The organism is Streptomyces sp. NPDC050842 (assembly GCF_044456565.1).
Classification (GTDB): Bacteria; Actinomycetota; Actinomycetes; order Streptomycetales; family Streptomycetaceae; genus Streptomyces.
The window spans coordinates 359109-381526 of the sequence record NZ_JBITGA010000009.1 but is presented as its reverse complement, the minus strand read 5'-3'; the positions used below and the strand labels follow the sequence as shown (position 1 = coordinate 381526).

The 22418-nt window shown below is 70.3% G+C and carries 22 protein-coding genes; 11 read left to right on the top strand and 11 right to left on the bottom strand.

The window, feature by feature from the left end; translation table 11 throughout:
- Positions 1-19 precede the first annotated feature (19 nt).
- Both ACIBG6_RS29780 and ACIBG6_RS29775 read right to left on the bottom strand, forming a co-directional pair.
- Positions 20-811: an ECF subfamily RNA polymerase sigma factor, BldN family gene (locus tag ACIBG6_RS29780; protein ID WP_055642830.1), complete on the bottom strand. Its 792-nt coding sequence runs from the start codon at positions 809-811 to the stop codon at positions 20-22.
- Between the two features lie 426 nt (positions 812-1237).
- Positions 1238-2200 carry an HAD family hydrolase gene (locus ACIBG6_RS29775; RefSeq protein ID WP_399225763.1) on the bottom strand — a complete coding sequence of 321 codons (963 nt, stop codon included), beginning with the start codon at positions 2198-2200 and terminating at the stop codon, positions 1238-1240.
- 91 nt (positions 2201-2291) lie between these two features.
- Between ACIBG6_RS29775 and ACIBG6_RS29770 the strand changes: the two genes are divergently transcribed.
- The 6 genes from ACIBG6_RS29770 to hemB all read left to right on the top strand — a co-directional run bounded on the left by ACIBG6_RS29770 (position 2292) and on the right by hemB (position 8785).
- Positions 2292-2570 (top strand): glutaredoxin family protein, encoded by a 279-nt coding sequence (locus ACIBG6_RS29770; protein ID WP_399225762.1) that lies wholly within the window; start codon positions 2292-2294, stop codon positions 2568-2570.
- A gap of 272 nt (positions 2571-2842) precedes the next feature.
- Entirely contained in the window at positions 2843-3637 is a 795-nt protein-coding gene (locus tag ACIBG6_RS29765; RefSeq protein WP_329622761.1) for a redox-sensing transcriptional repressor Rex, read from the top strand.
- On the top strand, positions 3634-5028 hold the full coding sequence (locus ACIBG6_RS29760) for a glutamyl-tRNA reductase (RefSeq protein ID WP_399225761.1): 1395 nt from the start codon (positions 3634-3636) through the stop codon (positions 5026-5028). Before ACIBG6_RS29765 ends, ACIBG6_RS29760 begins: the two co-directional genes overlap by 4 nt.
- A complete protein-coding gene (gene hemC, locus ACIBG6_RS29755) occupies positions 5025-6011 on the top strand; it encodes a hydroxymethylbilane synthase (protein ID WP_399225760.1) in 987 nt (328 codons plus the stop codon). Before ACIBG6_RS29760 ends, hemC begins: the two co-directional genes overlap by 4 nt.
- Positions 6008-7678, top strand: a complete 1671-nt coding sequence (locus ACIBG6_RS29750) for a uroporphyrinogen-III synthase (RefSeq protein WP_399225759.1) — start codon at positions 6008-6010, stop codon at positions 7676-7678. The genes hemC and ACIBG6_RS29750 overlap by 4 nt, the downstream gene beginning before the upstream one ends.
- A gap of 102 nt (positions 7679-7780) precedes the next feature.
- Entirely contained in the window at positions 7781-8785 is a 1005-nt protein-coding gene (hemB, locus tag ACIBG6_RS29745; protein WP_399225758.1) for a porphobilinogen synthase, read from the top strand.
- Positions 8786-8791: 6 nt separating this feature from the next.
- Here the strand turns inward: hemB and ACIBG6_RS29740 are convergent, their stop codons facing one another.
- Positions 8792-9568, bottom strand: coding sequence for a DUF4253 domain-containing protein (locus ACIBG6_RS29740; RefSeq protein ID WP_399225757.1), 777 nt, complete (start codon positions 9566-9568; stop codon positions 8792-8794).
- A gap of 110 nt (positions 9569-9678) precedes the next feature.
- Between ACIBG6_RS29740 and ACIBG6_RS29735 the strand changes: the two genes are divergently transcribed.
- Complete coding sequence (locus tag ACIBG6_RS29735) at positions 9679-9948, top strand: DUF1876 domain-containing protein (RefSeq protein ID WP_399225794.1); 270 nt, start codon at positions 9679-9681, stop codon at positions 9946-9948.
- A gap of 76 nt (positions 9949-10024) precedes the next feature.
- Here ACIBG6_RS29735 and argS read toward each other — a convergent pair whose 3' ends face one another.
- On the bottom strand, positions 10025-11788 hold the full coding sequence (gene argS / locus ACIBG6_RS29730) for an arginine--tRNA ligase (RefSeq protein ID WP_399225756.1): 1764 nt from the start codon (positions 11786-11788) through the stop codon (positions 10025-10027).
- A gap of 187 nt (positions 11789-11975) precedes the next feature.
- Here argS and lysS point away from each other — a divergent pair, with 187 nt between their 5' ends.
- Positions 11976-13700, top strand: a complete 1725-nt coding sequence (lysS, locus tag ACIBG6_RS29725) for a lysine--tRNA ligase (RefSeq protein WP_399225755.1) — start codon at positions 11976-11978, stop codon at positions 13698-13700.
- 79 nt (positions 13701-13779) lie between these two features.
- On the opposite strand, the gene ACIBG6_RS29720 is transcribed toward lysS, so the two are convergent.
- The 3 genes from ACIBG6_RS29720 to ACIBG6_RS29710 all read right to left on the bottom strand — a co-directional run bounded on the left by ACIBG6_RS29720 (position 13780) and on the right by ACIBG6_RS29710 (position 17000).
- The gene (locus ACIBG6_RS29720) at positions 13780-15072 is read right to left on the bottom strand and encodes a DUF2637 domain-containing protein (RefSeq protein WP_399225753.1); all 1293 of its coding nucleotides are present in this window, start codon (positions 15070-15072) and stop codon (positions 13780-13782) included.
- 131 nt (positions 15073-15203) lie between these two features.
- Entirely contained in the window at positions 15204-15941 is a 738-nt protein-coding gene (locus ACIBG6_RS29715; protein WP_399225752.1) for a DUF3558 family protein, read from the bottom strand.
- Between the two features lie 81 nt (positions 15942-16022).
- Entirely contained in the window at positions 16023-17000 is a 978-nt protein-coding gene (locus ACIBG6_RS29710; RefSeq protein ID WP_399225751.1) for a DUF3558 domain-containing protein, read from the bottom strand.
- A gap of 175 nt (positions 17001-17175) precedes the next feature.
- Between ACIBG6_RS29710 and ACIBG6_RS29705 the strand changes: the two genes are divergently transcribed.
- Entirely contained in the window at positions 17176-18369 is a 1194-nt protein-coding gene (locus tag ACIBG6_RS29705; RefSeq protein WP_399225750.1) for an RtcB family protein, read from the top strand.
- A gap of 53 nt (positions 18370-18422) precedes the next feature.
- On the opposite strand, the gene ACIBG6_RS29700 is transcribed toward ACIBG6_RS29705, so the two are convergent.
- From ACIBG6_RS29700 to ACIBG6_RS29690, 3 genes are all read right to left on the bottom strand, one after another.
- Entirely contained in the window at positions 18423-19265 is an 843-nt protein-coding gene (locus tag ACIBG6_RS29700) for a hypothetical protein (protein ID WP_399225749.1), read from the bottom strand.
- 143 nt (positions 19266-19408) lie between these two features.
- On the bottom strand, positions 19409-20173 hold the full coding sequence (locus ACIBG6_RS29695; RefSeq protein WP_399225748.1) for an SDR family NAD(P)-dependent oxidoreductase: 765 nt from the start codon (positions 20171-20173) through the stop codon (positions 19409-19411).
- Positions 20174-20238: 65 nt separating this feature from the next.
- Positions 20239-20574: a YnfA family protein gene (locus ACIBG6_RS29690; protein ID WP_399225747.1), complete on the bottom strand. Its 336-nt coding sequence runs from the start codon at positions 20572-20574 to the stop codon at positions 20239-20241.
- A gap of 91 nt (positions 20575-20665) precedes the next feature.
- On the opposite strand from ACIBG6_RS29690, the gene ACIBG6_RS29685 reads away from it, so the two are divergent.
- Positions 20666-21127 carry a hypothetical protein gene (locus tag ACIBG6_RS29685; protein ID WP_399225746.1) on the top strand — a complete coding sequence of 154 codons (462 nt, stop codon included), beginning with the start codon at positions 20666-20668 and terminating at the stop codon, positions 21125-21127.
- A 45-nt stretch (positions 21128-21172) separates the two neighbouring features.
- Positions 21173-21658, top strand: a complete 486-nt coding sequence (locus ACIBG6_RS29680; RefSeq protein WP_384148110.1) for a MarR family winged helix-turn-helix transcriptional regulator — start codon at positions 21173-21175, stop codon at positions 21656-21658.
- Between the two features lie 15 nt (positions 21659-21673).
- Here the strand turns inward: ACIBG6_RS29680 and ACIBG6_RS29675 are convergent, their stop codons facing one another.
- The gene (locus ACIBG6_RS29675; RefSeq protein ID WP_399225744.1) at positions 21674-22411 is read right to left on the bottom strand and encodes a Mut7-C RNAse domain-containing protein; all 738 of its coding nucleotides are present in this window, start codon (positions 22409-22411) and stop codon (positions 21674-21676) included.
- Positions 22412-22418: the final 7 nt, after the last annotated feature.

Here is a 22418-nt window from a genome sequence, read left to right as displayed (position 1 = left end):
TGTGGGGGGCGCGGACCGGTCAGCGTGCGTCGTCCGGGAGGAGGCGGGCCAGTGTGCGGACGGCCCGGTACTGGAGGGTCTTGATGGCGCCCTCGTTCTTCCCCATGACGCGGGCGGTCTCGGCGACCGAGAGGCCCTGGAGGAAGCGCAGGGTCACGCACTCCTGCTGCTGGGGGTTGAGGCGGCGGACCGCGTCGAGGAGTGCCGCGTTGGAGAGGGACTCCAGGACGGAGTCCTCGGGGCTGCGCTCGACCTCGTTGGCGTCGAGCATCTCGCCGGTGGTGACCTCGAGGCGGAAGCGGCTGGACTTGAAGTGGTCGGCGACCAGGTTGCGGGCGATCGTGACGAGCCAGGCGCCGAAGTCGCGGCCCTGCCAGGTGAAGGTGGAGATCCGGCGCAGGGCCCGCAGGAACGTCTCGCTGGTCAGGTCTTCCGCGGTCGCCTTTCCGCCGACGCGGTAATAGATGTAGCGGTAGACGGTGTCGCTGTACTGGTCGTACAGGCGGCCGAAGGCCTCGGCCTCGCCGGCCTGGGCGCGCTCGACCAGGTCCATCATGCGAGCGCTGTCGCTGTCGGCGGTGGGGCGGCGGGCGGCGGTCGAGGTTCCGGCGCCGCCGCGGGTTCCCCGTCTGCCCACGGCGGCGCTGCCGTCGGCCAGGGCATAGCAAGGGCCGGCGGGTGCCGGTGAGGCGAAGGCGAAGGCGGGGACGGGGCCGGCGTACGCGGTGGGGACGAAGCCGCGCAAGTGGTCGAGGACCGTTGCGCGCAGCGTAGCCAGGCCCGAGGTGTCAACCCCGACGTGTGGGTACACGGGACTCCCAGAGGCAGAGCTTCCATCACGTGCAGTGCGGGACCGTTCACTCGTCGTGGCGACGGGAGGGGTCCTTTGTGCGTCTGAGGAGAATAACGCTTCGTACAGGCAGCGCTACACCCAGTTGCTCAAATCACCGATTACGTCGTTTCCGTTACTGCTTGCAGTCGTAACTAGTCGCTATTCGTGACCGGTTGTTGATCGGATTGCTTCCGAGTGTGACTGCGCGGGCGTTGCGTTGTGCTCAAGTGCAGAACGGGGGAGTGATCGGGGCCGCTGCTGGGTAAGGAGTCCGGAATGCCTGGGAGTCGACCTGTGCGGTGGTGTTCGACCACGGACGGGTGAGGGCGGCTGGTCCGGGGTTGTCGCAGATGATCGCAGCCGAAACGTATCGGCAGGGTCTCGGCGCGCCGGGTGGCGGTGGCGTCAGTGGCGGCGGCGGTGCAGGGCGACCGCGGCGGCGGTGCCGCCGGCGATGGCGCCCAGGCCCGCGGCGGCGGGGATGCCGACCTTGGCGGCCTTGCGGCCGGTCCGGTAGTCGCGCAGTCGCCACTCCCGGGCCTTCGCGTACTTGCGCAGCTTGGTGTCCGGGTTGATCGCGTACGGGTGCCCGACGAGCGAGAGCATCGGGATGTCGTTGTGCGAGTCGCTGTAGGCGGCGCAGCGGTTCAGGTCGAGGCCTTCGGCGGCGGCGAGGGCGCGTACCGCCTCGGCCTTGGCGGGTCCGTGCAGGGGCTCGCCGACCAACTTGCCCGTGTAGACGCCGTCGACGGACTCGGCGACGGTGCCGAGCGCGCCGGTCAGGCCGAGTCGCCGGGCGATGATCGTGGCGGTCTCGACGGGGGCGGCCGTGACGAGCCAGACCTTCTGGCCGGCGTCCAGGTGGGCCTGGGCGAGGCCGCGGGTGCCGGGCCAGATGCGGTCGGCCATGTACTCGTCGTAGATCTCCTCGCCGATCGACATCAGTTCGGAGACGCGGTGGCCCTTGACGATGGACAGGGCGCTGTCGCGGGCGTCCTGCATGTGCTCGGGGTCCTCGACGCCGGCGAGCCGGAACCAGGCCTGCTGCCAGGCGAAGCGGGCCAGCTCGCGGCGCTGGAAGAACTTCCGCTTGTACAGGCCGCGGCCGAAGTGGAAGATCGCGGCGCCCTGCATCACGGTGTTGTCGAGGTCGAAGAAGGCGGCCGCTTCCACGTCGCCGACGACCGGGAACTCCGGTTCGGCCGGGGCCGCGGGCTCCGCGGTGGCTGTCTCGGCCGCCGCTTCCTCCCGCTCCCGTTCCAGCTGGAGCGAGGACTTCCGCGCTGCCTCGGCAGCGGCCTCGCCTGCGAGGACGCTGCGCGCGGTGGCGGAGCGCCTACGAGGGGTGAGCCATCCCAGAGCGGCCATGCCGTGAGCATAGCCAGTCTGTTCGGTACTTCCCGACTTGTGACGATGCCGGGGCGTGAACACTGCGGGGCTCCCCTGTTAATTGGACAGAATGGACGTCATGTTCGGACGGACGAAGAAGAAGGACGCCGGATCGCGCACCGTGACGCTGATCGGCAAGCCGGGATGTCACCTCTGTGACGACGCCCGGGCGGTGATCGAGGCCGTGTGCGCCGAAACAGGGGCACGATGGGAGGAGAAGGACATCACGCGCGATGAGGAGCTCCACCGGGCGTACTGGGAGCAGATCCCCGTCGTTCTCGTCGATGGCGAACAGCACACCTTCTGGCGTGTGGACCCGGAGCGGCTCCGGCGCGAACTGGGTGTGTGACCGAAAGGCGGTTACCATCGTGGACGTTTTGTTGGGTTTCGGGGGCGGCATCGTGAGGAGTGTGTACGGCTTTGCCCCCTTCGGGATCTCAACGCTCTGACCTGCTCCGCGGTTCCGTGACGATGGGAACCAGCCGCGTGACCCCGGTCACTTTGGCCGGACAAAACGGACACCATCTTTGTGCACGCGTTCACAAAGACATAGCCTGCATTCGACGGGGCGGTCTTGGGACATACGGCCGCCTGCAGCCCCGCTCATCCCGCAGGAGCACCGTGGCAACTGGCCGAACTCACCGACCGGCGACCCGTAGCCGAGGAATTCCCGAGGCCACCGTCGCCCGGCTTCCGCTGTATCTGCGCGCACTGACCGCGCTCTCGGAGCGCTCCGTACCCACGGTCTCCTCCGAGGAGCTCGCGGCCGCCGCGGGCGTCAACTCCGCGAAGCTGCGCAAGGACTTCAGCTACCTCGGCTCGTACGGCACCCGTGGTGTCGGTTACGACGTCGAGTACCTCGTCTACCAGATCTCGCGTGAGCTGGGGCTCACCCAGGACTGGCCGGTCGTCATCGTCGGCATCGGTAACCTCGGCGCCGCGCTCGCCGGCTACGGCGGCTTCGCCTCCCGTGGCTTCCGGGTCGCCGCGCTGATCGACGCCGACCCCGCCATGACCGGCAAGCCGGTCGCCGGGATCCCGGTCCAGCACAGCGACGACCTCGAGAAGATCATCGACGAGGACGGCGTCTCCATCGGCGTCATCGCGACGCCGGCCGGTGTCGCCCAGCAGGTCTGCGACCGGCTGGTGGCCGCCGGGGTCACCTCCATCCTGAACTTCGCCCCGACCGTGCTCTCCGTGCCCGACGGCGTGGACGTACGCAAGGTCGACCTCTCCATCGAGCTCCAGATCCTCGCCTTCCACGAGCAGCGGAAGGCCGGCGAGGAAGCGGGCGCCGAGAGCGGCCCGGAGACGGGCACGGACACCGGTGCGCCCGCCGCGCCGCCCGCCGCCCGCACCGGGGGCAGCAGCCGCAAGGGACCCGACGGGGACGTCCCCGCCGTGATGCCGGCATGAGCCTTCTCGTCGTCGGTCTGAGCCACCGCAGCGCCCCGGTCTCCATCCTGGAGCGGGCCGCGCTGTCGGGAGAGACCCAGGTCAAGCTGCTCCAGGACACCCTCGCCGCCGAACCGGCCGCCGAGGGAACCGTCCTGGCCACCTGCAACCGCATCGAGCTCTACGCCGACGTGGACAAGTTCCACGCCGGTGTCGCCGAGCTGTCCACGCTGCTCGCGCAGCACAGCGGCGTCGGCCTGGAGGAGCTCACTCCCTATCTCTACGTGCACTACGAGGACCGGGCCGTCCACCACCTCTTCTCGGTGGCCTGCGGGCTCGACTCCATGGTCGTCGGCGAGGGCCAGATCCTCGGCCAGATCAAGGACGCCCTCGCGCTCGGCCAGGAGCAGCACACCGCGGGACGCCTCCTCAACGACCTGTTCCAGCAGGCCCTGAGGGTCGGCAAGCGCGCCCACAGCGAGACCGGGATCGACCGGGCCGGGCAGTCGCTCGTCACGTTCGGCCTCGAGCAGCTCGCCGAGGGTACGGACGCGGGCACGACCGGCTTGGACGGCTTGAGCGTCGCCGACGTCGACACCTGGGCCAAGGGCAAGCGGGCGCTCGTCATCGGCGCCGGTTCGATGTCCTCCCTGGCCGCGGCCACCCTCGCGCGCTCCGGCGTCTCCGAGGTCGTCATCGCCAACCGCACCCTGGCCCGCGCCGACCGGCTCGCCCAGATCCTGAGCGAGCCCGGTGGCACGGGGGTGACCGCACGCGCAGTCGAGATGGTTGCCGTCGGCGACGAACTGACACGTGCCGACGTCGTCGTCTCCTGCACCGGCGCCACCGGACTCGTCCTCACCGCCGAGGCCGTCGAGGCCGCCGCGCGGAACCGCCGTACCCCGCTCGCCCTGCTCGACCTCGCCATGCCCCGCGACATCGACGCCGCCGCGCACCGGATCCCCGGCGTCCGGCTCGTCGACATCGAGTCGCTGGCCGAGGCCTCCGCCGACGCGCCCATGGCCGCCGACGTCGACCAGGTCCGGGGCATCGTCTCCGACGAGGTGGCCGCCTTCGGCGCCGCCCAGCGCGCCGCGCACATCACCCCGACCGTCGTCGCCCTGCGCACGATGGCCGCCGATGTCGTGGCCAGCGAGGTCGCCCGGCTGGAGGGCCGGCTGCCCGACCTCGACGACAAGCAGCGCGCCGAGATCACCCAGACCGTGCGACGCGTGGTCGACAAGCTCCTGCACGCGCCGACCGTGCGGGTCAAGCAGCTGGCCAGCGAGCCCGGCGGCGCCGGGTACGCGGACGCGCTGCGGACACTCTTCGACCTCGACCCGGAGACGGTGGCATCCGTCAGCCGGGCCGACCTGAATGACGCCGACGTCAAGAACCGAGGGCGAGTATGACCGAGAGGGCACTGAGGCTCGGGACCAGGCGCAGCAAGCTCGCCATGGCCCAGTCCGGGCACGTGGCCGACGCCGTCCGGCAGCTGACCGGCCGGCCCGTCGAGCTCGTGGAGATCACGACGTACGGGGACACCTCCCGGGAGCACCTCGCGCAGATCGGCGGCACCGGCGTCTTCGTCGCCGCCCTGCGCGACGCGCTGCTCGCCGGTGACGTGGACTTCGCCGTCCACTCCCTGAAGGACCTGCCGACCACGCCCCACCCCGACCTGGTGGTGGCCGCGATCCCGAAGCGCGAGGACCCGCGCGACGTACTGATCGCACGGGCCGGCGTCACACTCGACCGGCTGCCCAAGGGCGCCCGCGTCGGCACCGGGTCGCCGCGTCGCATGGCCCAGCTCCACGCGTACGCGCAGAGCCACGACCTGGAGATCACCTGTGTCCCGATCCGGGGGAACATCGACACCCGGGTCGGCTACGTACACAGCGGTGAACTGGACGCGGTGGTTCTCGCCGCGGCCGGTCTCAACCGCATCGGCGGGACCGCGGAGCTGACCGGCTCCCTGTCGCTCGACCACCTGTCGGTCGACACGGTCCTGCCCGCCCCCGGTCAGGGGGCCCTGGCGATCGAGTGCCCGGCGTCCGACGCCGAGCTCGTCGCCACGCTCGCCGCTCTCGACGACCCGCACACGCGGGCCGCCGTGACGGCCGAGCGATCCCTGCTCGCCGCCCTGGAGGCCGGCTGCTCCGCACCTGTGGGTGCGCTGGCCGACCTGCTGGCCGACGACCCCGGTCACGGGCAGGTTGTCACCGAAATGCGCCTGCGCGGCGTCGTCGGCACCACCGACGGCTCGACGCTGGTGCAGCTGTCCACCACCGGTCCCGTACCCACCTCGCACCACGAGGCGATGGCGCTCGGACGCGAACTCGCGGACGAGATGCTCGCCAAGGGTGCGGCTGGTCTTATGGGGGAGCGAGCACTTTGAACCCCACCCGCCCGACCACCAGCCCAGTGTCCTCGGCCTTCACCGGCCACGGCCACGTCACGTTCCTCGGCGCAGGACCGGGAGACCCCGGACTGCTGACCCTCAGGGCCGTCGAGGCCCTCGCGGGCGCGGACGTCCTGATCGCCGAGCCGGAGGTGCTCGAGGTCGTTCGCGACCATGCGCGCGCGGGGGTGAGCACGCCTGAGCTGACGGTTGTTGACGAGGCGTCAACAGCCGCCGGAGTCCCCGTGTTGAGGGATGCCGCCAATCTTGTCATGGAGGCCGCGAGGGGCGGCAGGCGGGTCGTCCGTGCGGTGACCGGCGACCCCGGCCTCGACGGAAACGCGGGCGCGGAGATGCTCGCCTGCGCCGCCGAGGGCATCCCCTTCGAGGTCGTCCCCGGTGTCGCCACCGCCGTCGGCGTGCCCGCCTACGCCGGTGTCCCGCTGCGCGACGCGCAGGGCACGGACGTGCGGTTCGTCGACGCCAGGACCGCCGACGAGCGGTGCTGGACCGAGGTCGGCGCCTCCGACGGCACCGTCGTCGTGTCCACCTCGCTCGACTCGGTGGCCGCGGCCGCCGGTGAACTGGTGGCGGCAGGCCGTAAGCCGGACACCCCGCTCACCGTCACGATCGCCGGTACGACCACCCGCCAGCGGACCTGGAACGCGACGCTCGGCACCATCGCACAGGTCTTCAAGCAGGGGAAGATCCTCCCCTCGCCCGAGGGCCACCGGCCGGTCATAGCCGTGGTCGGCGAGCGCAGCGCCCCGGCGCAGCGGGACCAGCTGTCGTGGTTCGAGTCGAAGCCGCTCTTCGGGTGGCGGGTGCTCGTGCCGCGTACCAAGGAGCAGGCCGCCTCGCTCTCCGACCAGCTGCGTTCGTACGGCGCCGTGCCGCACGAGGTGCCGACGATCGCCGTCGAGCCGCCGCGCACTCCGCAGCAGATGGAGCGCGCGGTCAAGGGTCTGGTGACCGGGCGGTACGAGTGGATCGCCTTCACCAGCGTGAACGCCGTCAAGGCGGTGCGGGAGAAGTTCGAGGAGTACGGGCTCGACGCGCGCGCCTTCGCCGGGATCAAGGTCGCGGCGGTGGGCGAGCAGACGGCCGCGGCGCTCGTCGACTTCGGTGTGAAGCCGGATCTCGTGCCGAGCGGTGAGCAGTCGGCGGCGGGGCTTCTCGAGGACTGGCCGCCTTACGACCCGGTCTTCGATCCCATCGACCGGGTGTTCCTGCCGCGGGCCGACATCGCCACGGAGACGCTGGTCGCCGGGCTCATCGAGCTCGGGTGGGAGGTCGACGACGTGACCGCCTACCGGACGGTGCGGGCGTCGCCGCCGCCGGCGGACACGCGGGAGGCGATCAAGGGCGGTGGCTTCGACGCGGTGCTCTTCACTTCGTCGTCGACCGTGCGGAATCTGGTCGGTATCGCCGGGAAGCCGCACAACGTGACGGTCATCGCCTGTATCGGGCCCGCCACGGCCAAGACGGCCGAGGAGCACGGGCTGCGGGTGGACGTCCTGTCGCCCGAGCCGTCCGTGCACAAGCTCGCGGAGGCGCTGGCGGACTTCGGGCTGCGGCGGCGCGAGGCGGCGCTGGAGGCGGGGGATCCGGTGACGCGGCCTTCCGAGCGGCGGCCGGGGGCGCGGCGGCGTCGTACGACGTAGGTGGTTGCTCGGGGTGCGGGTCCCTTGGAGGGGTCCGCACCCCGCTGCGTTGCAACACCGTGTCGGTAAAACCACTGTTTGGGCGGGCGTAGCCTCGGGCGTATGAACTCGTACGGATCCTTTCCCGGGGCGCGGCCGCGGCGGCTGCGGACGACGCCTGCCATGCGGCGCATGGTTGCCGAGACGCGGTTGCAGCCGGCCGATCTGATCCTTCCCGCGTTCGTGCGCGAGGGGATCACCGAGCCCGTGCCGATCGCGGCCATGCCCGGCGTCGTGCAGCACACGCGCGACACCCTGCGGAAGGCCGCGGTGGAGGCGCTGGAGGCCGGGGTCTCCGGGATCATGCTCTTCGGCGTCCCCGAGGACGCCAAGAAGGACGCCGCCGGTACGGCGGGGACCGATCCGGACGGGATTCTGCAGGTCGCCATCCGGGATGTCCGCGCCGAGGTCGGCGACGACCTGGTGATCATGTCGGACCTCTGTCTCGACGAGTACACCGACCACGGGCACTGCGGTGTCCTGGACGCCGACGGCCGCGTCGACAACGACGCCACGCTGGAACGTTACGCCGAGATGGCGCAGGTCCAGGCCGACGCCGGCGTCCACGTCGTCGGACCCTCCGGGATGATGGACGGGCAGGTCGGGGTGGTCAGGGACGCCCTGGACACCATCGGCAAAGAGGACGTGTCGATCCTCGCGTACACCGCGAAGTACTCCTCCGCCTTCTACGGCCCCTTCCGCGAGGCCGTCGGCTCCTCCCTCCAGGGCGACCGCAAGACCTACCAGCAGGACCCGGCGAACCTGCGGGAGTCGATGCGCGAGCTCGCCCTCGACCTGGAGGAGGGCGCGGACATGGTGATGGTGAAGCCGGCGGGGCCGTATCTCGACGTGCTCGCGAAGGTCGCCGAATCCGTGCACGTGCCCGTCGCCGCGTACCAGATCAGCGGCGAGTACGCGATGGTCGAGGCCGCCGCCGAGAAGGGCTGGATCGACCGCGACCGGGCGATCTTCGAGACCCTCACCGGCATCCGGCGCGCCGGCGCGCAGATGATCCTCACCTACTGGGCCACCGAGGTGGCGCAGAAGCTGGCCGTCGCGCGGGGTTAGCCAGGGCTAGTCCCACCAGAAGGTCCAGACGGGGCTGTCCAGCAGCCCCGTCCGGGCGTATGCGCGCAGGCCACCGTGGTCGCCCTGGTTCACGTTGTCCGGGCAGAACGCGAAGTGCTCCGCCGCCAGCGCCTCGGCCTCCTCCAGCGTCCCGGGCGGGGCCGCGACCGAGACCACCAGCTGGTCGAAGGTGAGCGCGACGACACGGGCCCCGAAACGGTCCTCCCAGGACCGCAGGACGGCACACAGGCGGGCCACGTCGTTCTCGTGGTTCAGCGGCCCGGTCCAACCGATCACCGCCGGGATGTCCGCGCTGCGCCGTGCCGGGACGAGGGCCGGCCGGGCGTCCTCCAGCCAGAAGCCCTGCTCCGTCAGCATCTCGGCGACGGCGGCCGCCGTCCCGTCGGGGTCCGCGTCGCACGGCTGCGCCGGGGCCAGGCCCGGCCAGCCGGCGCTCCCGGGTATCTCGTCGGACGCGTTCGCGTCCCAGAACCCGGCGAGGACCCCGTCGGCCTCGTGGTCGGCCGGGTCGCTCATTCGCTCCGGCATCAGCCCCCACCGGTCCAGGCTCCACTCACCGCCCAGCAGCACCGGCAGCAGTCCTGCCGTGCGGGCCGCCGGGCGCAGCGCGCTCCAGGCGGACGGGCCCGCCGCGCCGTGTCCCGACCAGATGTACGGGGCGTCCACCGGGCCGGTGAGGGCGCCGGGCGGCAGGTCGAGGCCGAGGGAACGGCCGGTCGGATCGGCTGCGAGCCGGGGCAGCTGGTTCGGGATCATCGCCATGCGGAGAACGTACGGGGCACCACTGACAACGGGGCGAGTGGTGTGGCGGCACCGGGCGGCGCACTCTGGAGAGGTAGCCGACAGGTACCTCGCTGGAGGTGGTCCTCATGATGCACACGCTTGTCGGATGGCACGTGGAGATGGAGTTCCAGGAGGAGGGCGACCGGACGCGGGCGGCGGCGATGGTCCGGCTCTCGGACGGCACCGAGTTCCGGGCCCACGGCACGGCCAATCGGCACCCCTCCGATCCTGACCAGCTGCGGGTCGGCGAGGAGATCGCGGGCGCCCGCGCGCTCATGGACCTCGCCTCACAGCTGCTCCAGAAGGCCCACACGGAGATCGACGAGGTCTCGGGCAGGACCTCGCACTCCATCGGATGACGACGAAGCCCCCGGCACGGTGTTCCCGTGGCGGGGGCTTCGCTTCGCTTCGGCTCCGAGCCGTCGCTCCGAGCCGTCAGAGGCGCTCGGGCGTCCGGATGCCGAGCAGTGCCATGCCCTGGTGAAGCGTCCGGGCGGTCAGGTCGCAGAGGAAGAGACGGTTCTCGACCCGCTCGGGGGTGTCGGCCTTCAGGACCGGGCACTCCGAGTAGAACGTCGTGTAGTGCGAGGCCAGCTGGTACAGGTACGAGGCGAGCTTGTGCGGGGCGTACTCCGCGGCCGTCTCGGCGATCAGCTCGCCGAAGGCGTCCAGGTGCAGCCCGAGAGCCCGCTCGGAGGGTGCCAGGGCCAGCTCCGCGTGCGCCGCCGGCTTGGCGTCGCCCGCCTTGCGCAGGATCGACTGGATACGGGCGTACGCGTACTGCAGGTACACCGACGTGTCGCCGTTCAGCGACACCATCTGGTCCAGGTCGAACTTGTAGTCACGGGCCGCCGACGTCGACAGGTCCGCGTACTTCACGGCGCCGATGCCCACCTGCGTACCCCGGTCGGCGATCTCCGCCTCCGTGAGGTCCTGGGCCTTCTCGCGGACCACGGCCGAGGCACGCTCGATCGCCTCGTCCAGCAGGTCCACCAGCCGGATCGTCTCGCCCTCACGGGTCTTGAACGGCTTGCCGTCCTTGCCGAGGACCGTGCCGAACGCCAGCTGGACGGCCTTCACGCCGTCGTTCAGCCAGCCCGCCCGGCGGGCCGTCTCGAAGACCATCTTGAAGTGCAGCGACTGACGGGCATCCACCACGTACACCAGGGACGTCGCCTTCAGGTTCCCCACCCGGTCGCGGATCGCCGACAGGTCCGTCGCCGCATAGCCGAAGCCGCCGTCGGACTTCTGGACGATCAGCGGGGTCGGGTTGCCGTCCGGACCCTTCACGTCGTCGAAGAAGACGCACAGCGCGCCCTCGGAGCGGACGGCGACGCCCGACTCCTCCAGCAGGCGGCACGTCTCGTGCAGCATGTCGTTGTAACCGGACTCGCCGACGATGTCCGGGTCGTTGATGTCCATGTCGAGCTTCTCGAAGACCGAGTAGAAGTAGATCTTCGACTCGTCGACGAACCGCTGCCACATGGCCAGCGTCTCCGGGTCACCCGCCTGGAGGTCGACCACCCGGGCGCGCGCCCGCGTCTTGAACTCCTCGTCGGAGTCGAAGAGCGCACGCGAGGCCTTGTAGAGCCGGTTCAGGTTCGACATGGCCTCCTCACCGGAGACGTCGGCACCCTCGACCTTGTGGTCCAGCTCGTGCGGGTGCTCGATCAGGTACTGGATGAGCATGCCGAACTGGGTGCCCCAGTCGCCGATGTGGTGCCGGCGGACCACGGTCTCGCCCGTGAACTCCAGGATCTCCACCATCGCGGCGCCGATCACGGCGGACCGCAGGTGACCGACGTGCATCTCCTTCGCCACGTTCGGCTGGGCGTAGTCGATCACCGTCGTGCCCGCCGACTCGTTGAACGGCACGCCGAGGCGCGTGTCGGCGGCGCGGGCCGCGAGGGTGTCGATGATCGCCGAGTCCGTCACCGTGATGTTCAGGAAGCCGGGGCCCGAGACCTCGATCTCCTTCAGGACGTCGTTCGCCGGGATCGCGTCGACGACCTTCGTGGCCAGCTCACGCGGGTTGCCCTTGAGCTGCTTGGCCAGCGCCAGGATGCCGTTGGCCTGGAAGTCGGCCCGGTCGCTTCGTCGGAGCAGCGGGTCGGCGGACGCGGCCTCCGGCAGAGCTGCCGAGAGTCCGTCCGCGAGGCGCTGCTGCACGGTCGAAGCGAGGGAAGGGACCGAGGCCATGAGCTTCCGTTCCTGTTGAGTTCGTCAGGTCTATTTCGCTTGTCAAGTGTCCCATGGGAGAGCAACGTGTTTTCTCCGCCTGTGGACAACCTCGGAGTGCGTGCTTCCGTCTGGGAGAATGGCTCTCGTAGGGCTATAGGCAGAACCCCTCAGGCAGAACCCCCTCAGGAAGAAGGACGTACCGACCGTGGCTCAGAGCAGCACCGAGACCGACTGGGTCTCCCGTTTCGCGGACGAGGTCATCGCCGAGTCGGAGCGACGTGCGCCTGGCAAACCGGTCGTCGTCGCCTCCGGCCTCTCCCCGTCCGGCCCCATCCACCTCGGCAACCTCCGCGAGGTCATGACCCCGCACCTGGTCGCCGACGAGATCCGCCGCCGCGGGCACGAGGTCCGCCACCTCATCTCCTGGGACGACTACGACCGCTACCGCAAGGTGCCCAACGGCATCGAGGGCATCGACGCGTCCTGGGCCGAGCACATCGGCAAGCCCCTGACCTCCGTCCCGGCCCCCGCCGGCTCGCCCCACCCCAACTGGGCCGAGCACTTCAAGGCCGCCATGGTCGAGGCCCTGGCCGAGCTCGGCGTCGAGTACGACCCGATCAGCCAGACCGAGCAGTACACCACCGGCGTCTACCGCGAGCAGATCCTGCACGCCATGAAGCACCGCGGCGCCATCGACGCCATCCTCGACCAGTACCGGACGAAGAAGGCCCCGAAGAAGCAGTCGCAGAAGCCCCTCGACGAAGCCGAGCTGGAGGCCGAGGAAGGCTCCGGCGCCGCGGCCGAGGACGACGGCTCCAGCGGCTCCTCCGGCTACTTCCCGTACAAGCCCTTCTGCGGCAACTGCGAAAAGGACCTCACGACCGTCACGTCGTACGACGACGAGACGACCGAGCTCGCCTACACCTGCACGGAGTGCGGCTTCGCCGAGACCGTCAAGCTCAGCGAGTTCAACCGCGGCAAGCTGGTCTGGAAGGTCGACTGGCCCATGCGCTGGGCCTACGAGGGCGTCATCTTCGAGCCCTCCGGCGTCGACCACTCCTCGCCCGGCTCGTCCTTCGTCGTCGGCGGCCAGATCGTCCGCGAGATCTTCGACGGCGTCCAGCCCATCGGCCCCATGTACGCCTTCGTCGGCATCAGCGGCATGGCCAAGATGTCATCCTCGCGCGGCGGCGTCCCGACCGCGGCCGACGCACTGAAGATCATGGAAGCGCCGCTGCTGCGCTGGCTCTACGCCCGCCGCAAGCCCAACCAGTCCTTCAAGATCGCCTTCGACCAGGAGATCCAGCGGCTCTACGACGAGTGGGACAAGCTGGAGGCCAAGGTCGCCGACGGCACCGTCCTCCCCGCCGACGCCGCGGCCCACACCCGCGCCGCCCGCACGGCCGCCGGCGAGCTCCCCCGCACGCCGCGCCCGCTGCCGTACCGCACGCTCGCCTCGGTCATGGACATCACCGCCGGCCACGACGAGCAGACCCTGCGCATCCTGACCGAGCTCGACCCGGAGAACCCGGTCACCTCACTCGACGAGGTCCGGCCGCGACTCGACCGCGCCGAGAACTGGATCACCAACCAGGTCCCGGCCGACCAGCGCACCATCGTCCGCGAAGAGCCCGACACCGAGCTCCTCGACACCCTCGACGACGAGGGCCGCGAGTCACTGCGCCTGCTCCTGGAGGGCCTCGACAGCCACTGGTCGCTCGACGGGCTCACCACGCTCGTCTACGGCGTCCCGAAGATCCTGGCCGGCCTCGACCCCGAAGCCAAGCCGACGCCCGAACTGAAGCTCGCCCAGCGCGCCTTCTTCGCCCTGCTCTACAAGCTCCTCGTCAGCCGCGAGACCGGGCCGCGCCTGCCCACGCTGCTCCTCGCGGTGGGGGCGGACCGGGTGCGGAAGCTGCTCGGCGCGTGAGCGAGTGAGTAGCTGAGTACGTGAAAGGGCCGCCGCCCGGACTCCGGGCGGCGGCCCTTTTCGCGTGTGCCTGCGAGCATCAGGCTCCGTTGTAGTCGGTCATCTCCTGCTGGATCTGCTGCTGGATCCCCGGAACCACCTGCTGCAGCAGCGCGGGATTGCGGAGCTCCTGCACCCCGTAGTGCTCGGCGACCATGGTCGCGAGCACCGCGTCCTCCGGGAAGCGATCGTTCTCCACGGCGAACGCCCAGGTCAGCTTGTAGACGACCTCGCGGAACTCGTCGGCCTGCGGCTCCGGCCGCTCCGGCTCCTCCACGTACTCCGGGTACGGCTCGAACGCCTCGGGGCCCTGCTCGTGGCGCGGGTCCGGGATCGGGGCGTCCTCCGGGCCGAGCGGCACGGCCACCGGAGTGGGGGCCAGGCCGTCGACGTACTGCGGGTCGTACGCCGTCTCGAGAGCCTCGGACGGGAGGTGCGGAGCCTGGAACCACGGGCTGTCGTGGTTCGGGGCTTCCGCCTCGCCCAGCTGGCCCTGCTGGCCCTGCTGCGCCTGCGGGTGCTGATGCGGCTGTTGGGGTGCCTGCGGCAGCTGCTGGGGCTGGAGTGCGGGGGCCCCCTGGACCGCCGGCACCGGCTGCATCGCGTGCACCGCCTGCTGCTGCGCCTGCGGCGGGAGGACGGCCGGTTCGATGCCGGCAGCCGCGAGGCCCGCCGCCGCCGTCTCCGCCAGCGGCACCCCGTACCGCGCCAGCCGCAGCGGCATCAGCGCCTCCACCGGGGCCTTGCGCCGCCAGCTGCGCCCGTAACGGGCCTGGAGCCGCGCCTGATAGATCAACCGCTCCTGCTCCAGCTTGATGACCTGCTCGTACGAGCGGAGCTCCCAGAGCTTCATCCGGCGCCACAGCCGGAACGTCGGCACCGGGGAGAGCAGCCAGCGCGTGAGCCGCACGCCCTCCATGTGCTTGTCGGCCGTGATGTCCGCGATGCGGCCGACCGCGTGACGCGCGGCCTCCACGGACACGACGAACAGGATCGGGATCACCGCGTGCATACCGACGCCCAGCGGATCCGGCCAGGCGGCCGCGCCGTTGAACGCGATCGTCGCCGCCGTCAGGATCCAGGCGGTCTGACGCAGCAGCGGGAACGGAATCCGCAGCCAGGTCAGAAGCAGGTCCAGGGCGAGCAGGACACAGATGCCCGCGTCGATGCCGATGGGGAAGAAGTAGGAGAAGGTGCCGAAGCCCTTGTCCACCGCGAGCTCGCGAACGGCGGCGTACGAACCCGCGAAACCGATCCCCGCGATGATCAGCGCACCGGCGATGACGAGGCCGATGAGTATTCGGTGTGTGCGTGTCAGCTGCATCGCGGCCACCCGCGATCCCCTCCCGTCAAACGACATCTCGCGCGCACAGACTGGCACATGCGCGCGGAGCCCGGCCCTCGGGGGAGGGCCGGGCTCCGCGCGCATGTCTTCGTCTGCGCCGGTTTGTCGCTACTTGTTGGCTACTTGTTGGCTGCCGCGACGGCGGCCACAGCCTCCTTGGCGGCCTTCACGGCGCCATCCATGATCTTCTTGTCGGAGGGTGCGTCGGCACCCGCGTAACCGGCACCGTTGTACGACAGCAGGACCAGCACGTTGCCCGTACGCGCGACGACCGAGGCGTAGACGAAGTCCTCGTCCGTCTTGCGCAGCTTGTACGCGACCGCCTTCGCCTCCTCGCCGATCCCCGAGGCCGTGGTGGTGCGAAGCTTCTTCGCGCCGGACGTCTCCTGGATCTTGGCGAGTTCCTTCGTCAGGTTCTCCACCGCGCGCTCCTCACCGCTGCCGAGCGACACGTCCGACTCGTACCGGTAGAACGACACGTCGAGCCAGCGGTACTGCGAGCCGTCCACACCGTTGTCGTCGAGGCCGTTCCACGAGCAGCCGCCGCGGCTGCCCAGGTCGCTGGAGGCCGCCGGCGTGCCCTTCTTGCTCTTCGCCTTGGGCACCAGGGACGCGGTCGTCTTCGCCGAGATCGCCTTGCAGACCTCGGGCAGCTTCGCGAACTTCGCCGGCTCGACCGTCGGCGTCGGCGAGGCAGTGGGGGTGGCCGAGGCCGACGCGGAGGCCTTGTCCTGCGTCCCCTTCTTGCCGGAGTCACCGCTGCCGCCCGAGTCCGAGGAGCAGCCGGCGACGAGGAGCATCACCGGGACGGCTGCGCAGGCGAGTATGCGGGGGAGTCGCGGGGCTGATCGCTGCATGGTTCCTTCAGTCGCTTGTCGGCCACGGGTACGCCGACACGTTACGTGGTCGCCGTCCGCTCACGGATCGTCCGCGAACGGCTACTCCTCCAGGCGCTCGGCGAGCATCCGGGCCAGATTCCGGGCCTTGTCCTGCAGTTCCTTGCTGTCGGGGGCCTCCGCGGAACCGGTGCTCAGCTCCCGGTAGGAGACGGTCACGATGACGTTGGATGTGCGGAACACCACGCTGACGACACGCTGATGTCCGTTTGCGCCGACGGTGCTCAGGGCGTCGTCGAGGTACGCGATGTCGCCGAGGCCGTCGAGGACGCGGGACTCCAGACCGGTGGAGCTGGAGGTCGGCGTGGGGGTGGGGCCGCCGCTGGAAGGCGCGCCGCTGGAGGGGGCTCCCGACGCCGGGCCCTCGGTGGGCGAGGTCTTGCCCGTCGGCGCGGCGGGGCTCGTGGTGGTCGTGGTGCTCTGGGTGTCGGTGGAGCCGGTCGTCTGGGGCTTCGCCGTACCGGAGTCGGTGGCGGTGCCCGTGCCCGTGGCCGTGCCCGTGGCCGTGCCGGTGGGTGTGGGCGGGGTCGTGGGGGGTACCGGGATGCCCGCCGCGAGTTGCTTGCGGAGGTACACGTCCTGAGCCCGGGCGTCGTCGCTGACGGCGGAGTCGTACGACACGACCCGCTCGATGTCGAGGACGAGCCGGTGGGAGGTCTCGGGGCTGTCGGCCTTCCACGTGCAGCCGACGCGCCGGTCGGTGTCGTACGTGACGGCCGCGACGCCGCGGTACGCCTTGGCGCGCTCGGGGTCGGACAGCGCGGCGGCGCCCGGGAGCAGGTCCTTGAGCATGGCCTGCGGGACGGCGCCGCAGGGCTCGAAGAGCGTGCGGTAGCGGCCGGGAGGTGCGACGGGCGTGACGGGGCCGGCCTTGGCGTCGACGGCGATGTCGTCGGTCGTGGGGCCTGCCGAGCATCCGGAGAGGCCGAGCCCGAGGCCCAGTCCGAGGACGCTGGTGAGGATGGCGGCGGTACGCGCCGTGGACCCGGTGCGGCCGGGGGCGTACCTCTTTCGCTGCACGGTCCCAGGGCTCCCTTCTCCCGAAGTCTTTCCCGAAAACTGTTTGCCGCGCGAACCCGGCCGGTGGACACAATGTCTATCGCACACGCAGCTGTTGATGCCGGTCCGCTGTCACCTGTACGGGCTTTGGCTCCGGTTTTTGCGTTATCAGACTTTTCGGGGGAATTGAGGAAGTATGTCGTATGTAGAGGTACCGGGGGCGAACGTACCGATCCGGATGTGGACCGATCCTTCCACGGTGGACGACGGCGCCATGCAGCAGCTGCGGAACACGGCGACGCTGCCGTGGATCAAGGGCCTGGCCGTGATGCCGGACGTGCACTTCGGCAAGGGCGCGACGGTCGGTTCGGTGATCGCGATGCAGGGGGCGGTGTGTCCGGCGGCGGTCGGCGTGGACATCGGCTGCGGGATGTCGGCGGTCAAGTCCTCGCTGACGGCGAACGACCTGCCGGGCGACCTGTCACGCCTGCGGTCGAAGATCGAGCAGGCGATCCCGGTGGGCCGTGGGCTGCACCGCGAGGCGGTGGACCCGGGGCGGCTGTACCAGTTCCCGACGGCGGGGTGGGACGACTTCTGGTCGCGGTTCGACGGGATCGCGGAGTCGGTCAAATTCCGTCGTGAACGTGCAGGACAGCAGATGGGAACGCTCGGCAGCGGAAACCACATGATCGAAATCTGTCTTGATCAGTCAGGTTCGGTCTGGCTGATGCTGCACTCCGGCTCCCGCAACGTCGGCAAGGAGCTGGCCGAGCACCACATCGGCGTGGCCCAGAAGCTGTCGCACAACCAGGGCCTGGTCGACCGCGACCTGGCGGTGTTCGTTTCGGACACCCCGCAGATGGCGGACTACCGCAACGATCTGTACTGGGCGCAGGAGTACGCGAAGTACAACCGCGCGCTCATGATGGCGCTCCTGAAGGAAGTGATCCGCAAGGAGTTCCGGAAGGCGAAGGTGTCCTTCGAGACCGAGATCTCCTGCCATCACAACTACGTGGCCGAGGAACGGTACGAGGGCATGGACCTGCTGGTCACGCGGAAGGGAGCGATCCGTGCCGGCCGTGGCGACTTCGGGATCATCCCCGGGTCGATGGGTACCAGCTCGTACATCGTGAAGGGGCTCGGCAACGAGAAGGCCTTCAACTCCGCCTCGCACGGTGCGGGCCGCAGGATGAGCCGGAGCGCGGCGAAGCGGCGCTTCACGGTGCGGGACCTGGAAGAGCAGACGCGGGGCGTGGAGTGCCGTAAGGACTCCGGCATCGTGGACGAGATCCCGGCCGCGTACAAGCCGATCGAGCAGGTGATGGCCCAGCAGCAGGACCTCGTCGAGGTCGTCGCCAAGCTGAAGCAGTTCATCTGCGTGAAGGGCTGAGCGCTGGCAGCAGACGGCCCCGGCACACTGTGCCGGGGCCGTCTGTTTGTGGCCTACAGGCCGTGTGGCGGCGGTGACGGTTCGATGCCGTTGACCAGCCGCCAACGACGCACCTGACAGCTGCTCTGGGACCGGCCCAGTTCTGCTGCCGCCTGGGCAAGAGTGGGCGCCGCGAGCAGGATGCGGTCTGCTTCGGCCGTCCAAGGTTTCCGGGGAGGCCGAACCTTCATCCCAGCCGGGCGTACCCACGAGGCCAGGGACGCGGCGGCGCTCCTCTTGCGTTCCAGGGCGAGGCAGCCGGGGAAGTAGAGGTGCTCGGCCAGTTGGATGGCCGCCTCCTTCGTGTACAGGATGTTGTAGACCCCGTCACGAGTGTTTCGCTTGATCCTGCGTTCCGCGCCGGTGATCTTCTTCGCGTAGTGGCACAGGTAGGCGCCGACAGCGGTGCTGGATGTGGTGAGCGAGACGAACGGGAGGCCTTGGCCCGTGAAGCCGACGGACCCGTCCGCGTCGATGACGCCGCGGACGTAGTCCCGGCGGGAGAAGGACACGCGGGGCGGTGTGATCTTCTTGGACTTCTTGCCGTAGGGCAGGCCGAGCTGGTTGAGCGTGGTGCGTGCTTCCAGGGCGCACAGAGTCCAGGTCGCCGAGTGGTGGCTTTCCGAGAAGTTCGTTGACCGCGTGCGTTCGGTGACGCTGGTGTTGTACGGGGTCAGGGCCTGGAACTCGCGCAGGATTTGGATGTCCCGTGCGTTGATCTCGACGGTGAGGGTTCCCTTGAGGCGTGTTCCTGCTGCCATGTGTCCGTCTGCCTGGAGGAAGCCGAACATGTAGGCGTAGCGGGGATCTTCGAGGTCCATGAAGCGCACGCGGGCGCTAGGGTCCTGTTCAGCCATCGGAAGTGTTGCCTTCCTGGTGGTGAGGCCCTCGGCTGGGATTGCAGTCCCGGTCGAGGGCCGTTCTGTATGGAGTTGTCTTCGACGTTAGGTCGGGTCTTCGGTTGTCGTCCCGGTGATCGGGTGGGTTCACTCGATCGTGGTTACAGCTCGCGGTGGACCTTGGTGTTGGAGGCCTGGGCGCGGGGGCGGACCACCAGGAGGTCGATGTTGACGTGCGGGGGGCGGGTGCAGGCCCAGGTGATGGTGTCGGCGACGTCGTCCGCGGTGAGGGGTTCGGCCACGCCCGCGTAGACCTTGGCGGCCTTGTCGGTGTCGCCGCGGAAGCGGGTGGTGGCGAACTCGTCCGTCTTGACCATGCCGGGGGCGATCTCGATGACGCGGACCGGGGTGCCGACGATCTCCAGGCGGAGGGTCTCGGCGAGGACGCGGGCGCCGTTCTTGGCGGCGACGTAGCCGGCGCCGCCCTCGTAGGTGGAGTGGCCCGCGGTGGAGGAGAGGACGACGACCGTGCCGTCGCCGCTCGCGGTGAGGGCCGGGAGCAGGGCCTGGGTCATGTGGAGGGTGCCGAGGACGTTGACCTCGTACATCCGGCGCCAGTCGTCGGGGTCGGCGGTCGCGACGGAGTCGGCGCCGAGGGCGCCGCCGGCGTTGTTGACGAGGACCGCGAGGGCGCGGAAGGCGGTGGCGAACTCGTCGACGGCGGCGCGGTCGGTGACGTCGAGGGCGTAGGCGGTGGCCTGGTGTCCGGCGTCGTTGATCTCGGCGGCGAGGGCTTCGACGCGGTCCTTGCGTCGGGCGGTGAGCACCACGCGGTAGCCGGCGGCGGCCAGCTGCTTGGCCGTGGCGGCGCCGATTCCGCTGCTCGCTCCGGTGATGACGGCGATGGGGGTACCGGGGGCGGTCATGGCGTGCTCCTCGCGCAGGTGGTCGATTCCGTGGATCGCCCGGTCAGGATAGGCGGGGGCGGGGATCAGCGGCCGCGGGGAGCGTACATGATCACGGCCATGCCGGCGAGGCAGACGAGTGCGCCGATGACGTCCCAGCGGTCGGGGCGGTAGCCGTCGGCGACCATGCCCCAGAGGAGTGAGCCCGCGACGAACACGCCGCCGTAGGCGGCGAGGATGCGGCCGAACTCGGCGTCGGGCTGGAGGGTGGCGACGAAGCCGTAGACGCCGAGGGCGAGGACGCCGGCGCCGATCCAGATCCAGCCGCGGTGCTCCCGTACGCCTTGCCAGACGAGCCAGGCGCCGCCGATCTCGAAGAGGGCGGCGACGACGAACAGGGCGGCGGAGCGGGCGATCAGCATGCGGGCAGGGTGCCACGGGCCTTGGGACACGCTGACTGATGGGGTGTCAGGAGATGGGGTCGTATGTAGGTATTTTGTGCTTATGCGTGGAATGCGGAAGTCTGTGCTCGGGGTCGTGCTCGCGGTCTCCGTGGTGATGGGTGCGGGTGGGAGTGCCGGTGCCGTGGGGGCTGAGGCGGATCTTGCCCATCACGGGCATGTCTCCCTGTGGGACGGGCGGGTCGGCGTGTGGCTGGTCAGTGAGAACCACGGGCCTTCCGATCTCCCCCAGGCGACGGTCCGGCTCGCCTTCTCCGAGCCGATGTCAGGGGGCCAGGAGCTGCCGACGGCCTGTCTGTGGAGCAGCGACCGTGTGGTGTCCTGCCGGACGGGCGAGCTCCGGGCGGCCGGGGCCGTCGGCGAGCTGGCGCTCGACCTGCGGACCGCGGGCTTTCCGGACGAGCTGACGGTGGAGATCACCACGGCCTGGCGGGACGGGGCCGGCGACGGGAATCCGGAGAACGACCGGCATCGGGTTCTGGTGCTCGCCACCGGGGATCCGTACGTCTTCTGAGGCGCGGGTCGGCGGGAGCCGGTGTCTGGTTCGTACAATTTCTGCATGCCGCAGAAGAGTTCCGACCGGCGCGAGGCGCTGATGACCGAGCTGTACGGGGAGGCCCGTCGCTACATGGCCTCCTATGCCCTGTTCAATCAGGCCGTCGCCGATCACCTGCGGCTCCACCCGACCGATGTGCAGTGCCTGAACCTGCTCAGTCTGGAGGAGCGGCCGGTGACCACCGGGCGGGTGGCCGAGCTGACCGGGCTCACCACGGGTTCCGCGACCCGGCTCGTCGACCGGCTGGAGCGGGCCGGGTACGTGACGCGCGAGCGGGACACCGAGGACCGGCGCCGGGTCCTGGTGGCGCTCGTGCCCGGGCGGATGGCCGAGCTCGCCGCGCTGTGGCGGAAGCTCAACGGCACCTGGGGCACGATGTTCGACGTCTACAGCGATGCCGAGGTCGCCCTGCTCATCGCCCATATGCGGCGCACCGTCGAGGTCAGCGCCGTGCAGATCGAGCGGCTGCGCGGCGGCGAGCTCGGCTGACCGGGGCGTGCCCCCTCAGCGGGCCGCCGCCCCGCCGAACTCCCGGACCGCTTCGGAGACGATCGCCTCCAGGCGGGCGTGGTGGGCGCCGCGCCAGTACACCCGGCCGCACTCCACGCACTCCGCGAAGACGTCGTAGGTCTTCTCCGTGCCCTGCTCCAGCCGCTCGCGGACCGCGTCCTTGTCGGCGTCGGACAGTCGGCCGTTGCACGCCGTGCAGCGGGTCCAGGGGGCCAGCGGCGGCGCGAACCGCTCCAGGACGTCGCGGAGCTGGTCCTCCGGCCGGTCGCTGTACACGTAGGCGCCCGCCCACAGCTCCCGGCGGCGCAGCAGGCCGCGGTCGCGCGTGAGCATGACCCGCTGTTCCCGGGCGGAGAGTGTGGCCAGTGCGGGGTCGCCGATGTCCTCGCTCTCGTACGCCGCGTCCACGCCGAGCAGGCGCAGCCGGCGGGCCAGTGTGCCGAGGTGCACGTCGAGCAGGAACCGGAGGGGCGCGCCCGGCACCGGCTGGGGGCGGGCGACGTCCTCCACTTCGACCGTCTCGCCCGCGACCGGGACGTGCGACGTGTCCACGGGCCGGCCGTCGACGAGGAGCCGCCCGGCTTCGGTGAGCGGGACGCCGAGCGACTCCACCACGTGCCCGAGTGAGGAGGCGCCGTCGGTGGTCACGGGGGTGTGTCCCGAGCGCCGCTCCGCCGAGACGAAGAGCCGCAGGCCGGGGGCGAATCTGATGTGGATCTCCGGTCCGTTCACGGGGACA

Excerpts from the sequence above, each read along its gene's own strand:
- ACIBG6_RS29775 (WP_399225763.1), bottom strand. The coding sequence starts at position 2,200 with ATGGCCGCTCTGGGATGGCTCACCCCTCGTAGGCGCTCCGCCACCGCG.
- ACIBG6_RS29770 (WP_399225762.1), top strand. The coding sequence starts at position 2,292 with ATGGACGTCATGTTCGGACGGACGAAGAAGAAGGACGCCGGATCGCGC.
- ACIBG6_RS29760 (WP_399225761.1), top strand. The coding sequence starts at position 3,634 with ATGAGCCTTCTCGTCGTCGGTCTGAGCCACCGCAGCGCCCCGGTCTCC.
- hemC (WP_399225760.1), top strand. The coding sequence starts at position 5,025 with ATGACCGAGAGGGCACTGAGGCTCGGGACCAGGCGCAGCAAGCTCGCC.
- hemB (WP_399225758.1), top strand. The coding sequence starts at position 7,781 with ATGAACTCGTACGGATCCTTTCCCGGGGCGCGGCCGCGGCGGCTGCGG.
- ACIBG6_RS29740 (WP_399225757.1), bottom strand. The coding sequence starts at position 9,568 with ATGGCGATGATCCCGAACCAGCTGCCCCGGCTCGCAGCCGATCCGACC.
- ACIBG6_RS29735 (WP_399225794.1), top strand. The coding sequence starts at position 9,679 with ATGCACACGCTTGTCGGATGGCACGTGGAGATGGAGTTCCAGGAGGAG.
- argS (WP_399225756.1), bottom strand. The coding sequence starts at position 11,788 with ATGGCCTCGGTCCCTTCCCTCGCTTCGACCGTGCAGCAGCGCCTCGCG.
- ACIBG6_RS29715 (WP_399225752.1), bottom strand. The coding sequence starts at position 15,941 with ATGCAGCGATCAGCCCCGCGACTCCCCCGCATACTCGCCTGCGCAGCC.
- ACIBG6_RS29705 (WP_399225750.1), top strand. The coding sequence starts at position 17,176 with ATGTCGTATGTAGAGGTACCGGGGGCGAACGTACCGATCCGGATGTGG.
- ACIBG6_RS29700 (WP_399225749.1), bottom strand. The coding sequence starts at position 19,265 with ATGGCTGAACAGGACCCTAGCGCCCGCGTGCGCTTCATGGACCTCGAA.
- ACIBG6_RS29695 (WP_399225748.1), bottom strand. The coding sequence starts at position 20,173 with ATGACCGCCCCCGGTACCCCCATCGCCGTCATCACCGGAGCGAGCAGC.
- ACIBG6_RS29690 (WP_399225747.1), bottom strand. The coding sequence starts at position 20,574 with ATGCTGATCGCCCGCTCCGCCGCCCTGTTCGTCGTCGCCGCCCTCTTC.
- ACIBG6_RS29685 (WP_399225746.1), top strand. The coding sequence starts at position 20,666 with ATGCGGAAGTCTGTGCTCGGGGTCGTGCTCGCGGTCTCCGTGGTGATG.
- ACIBG6_RS29680 (WP_384148110.1), top strand. The coding sequence starts at position 21,173 with ATGCCGCAGAAGAGTTCCGACCGGCGCGAGGCGCTGATGACCGAGCTG.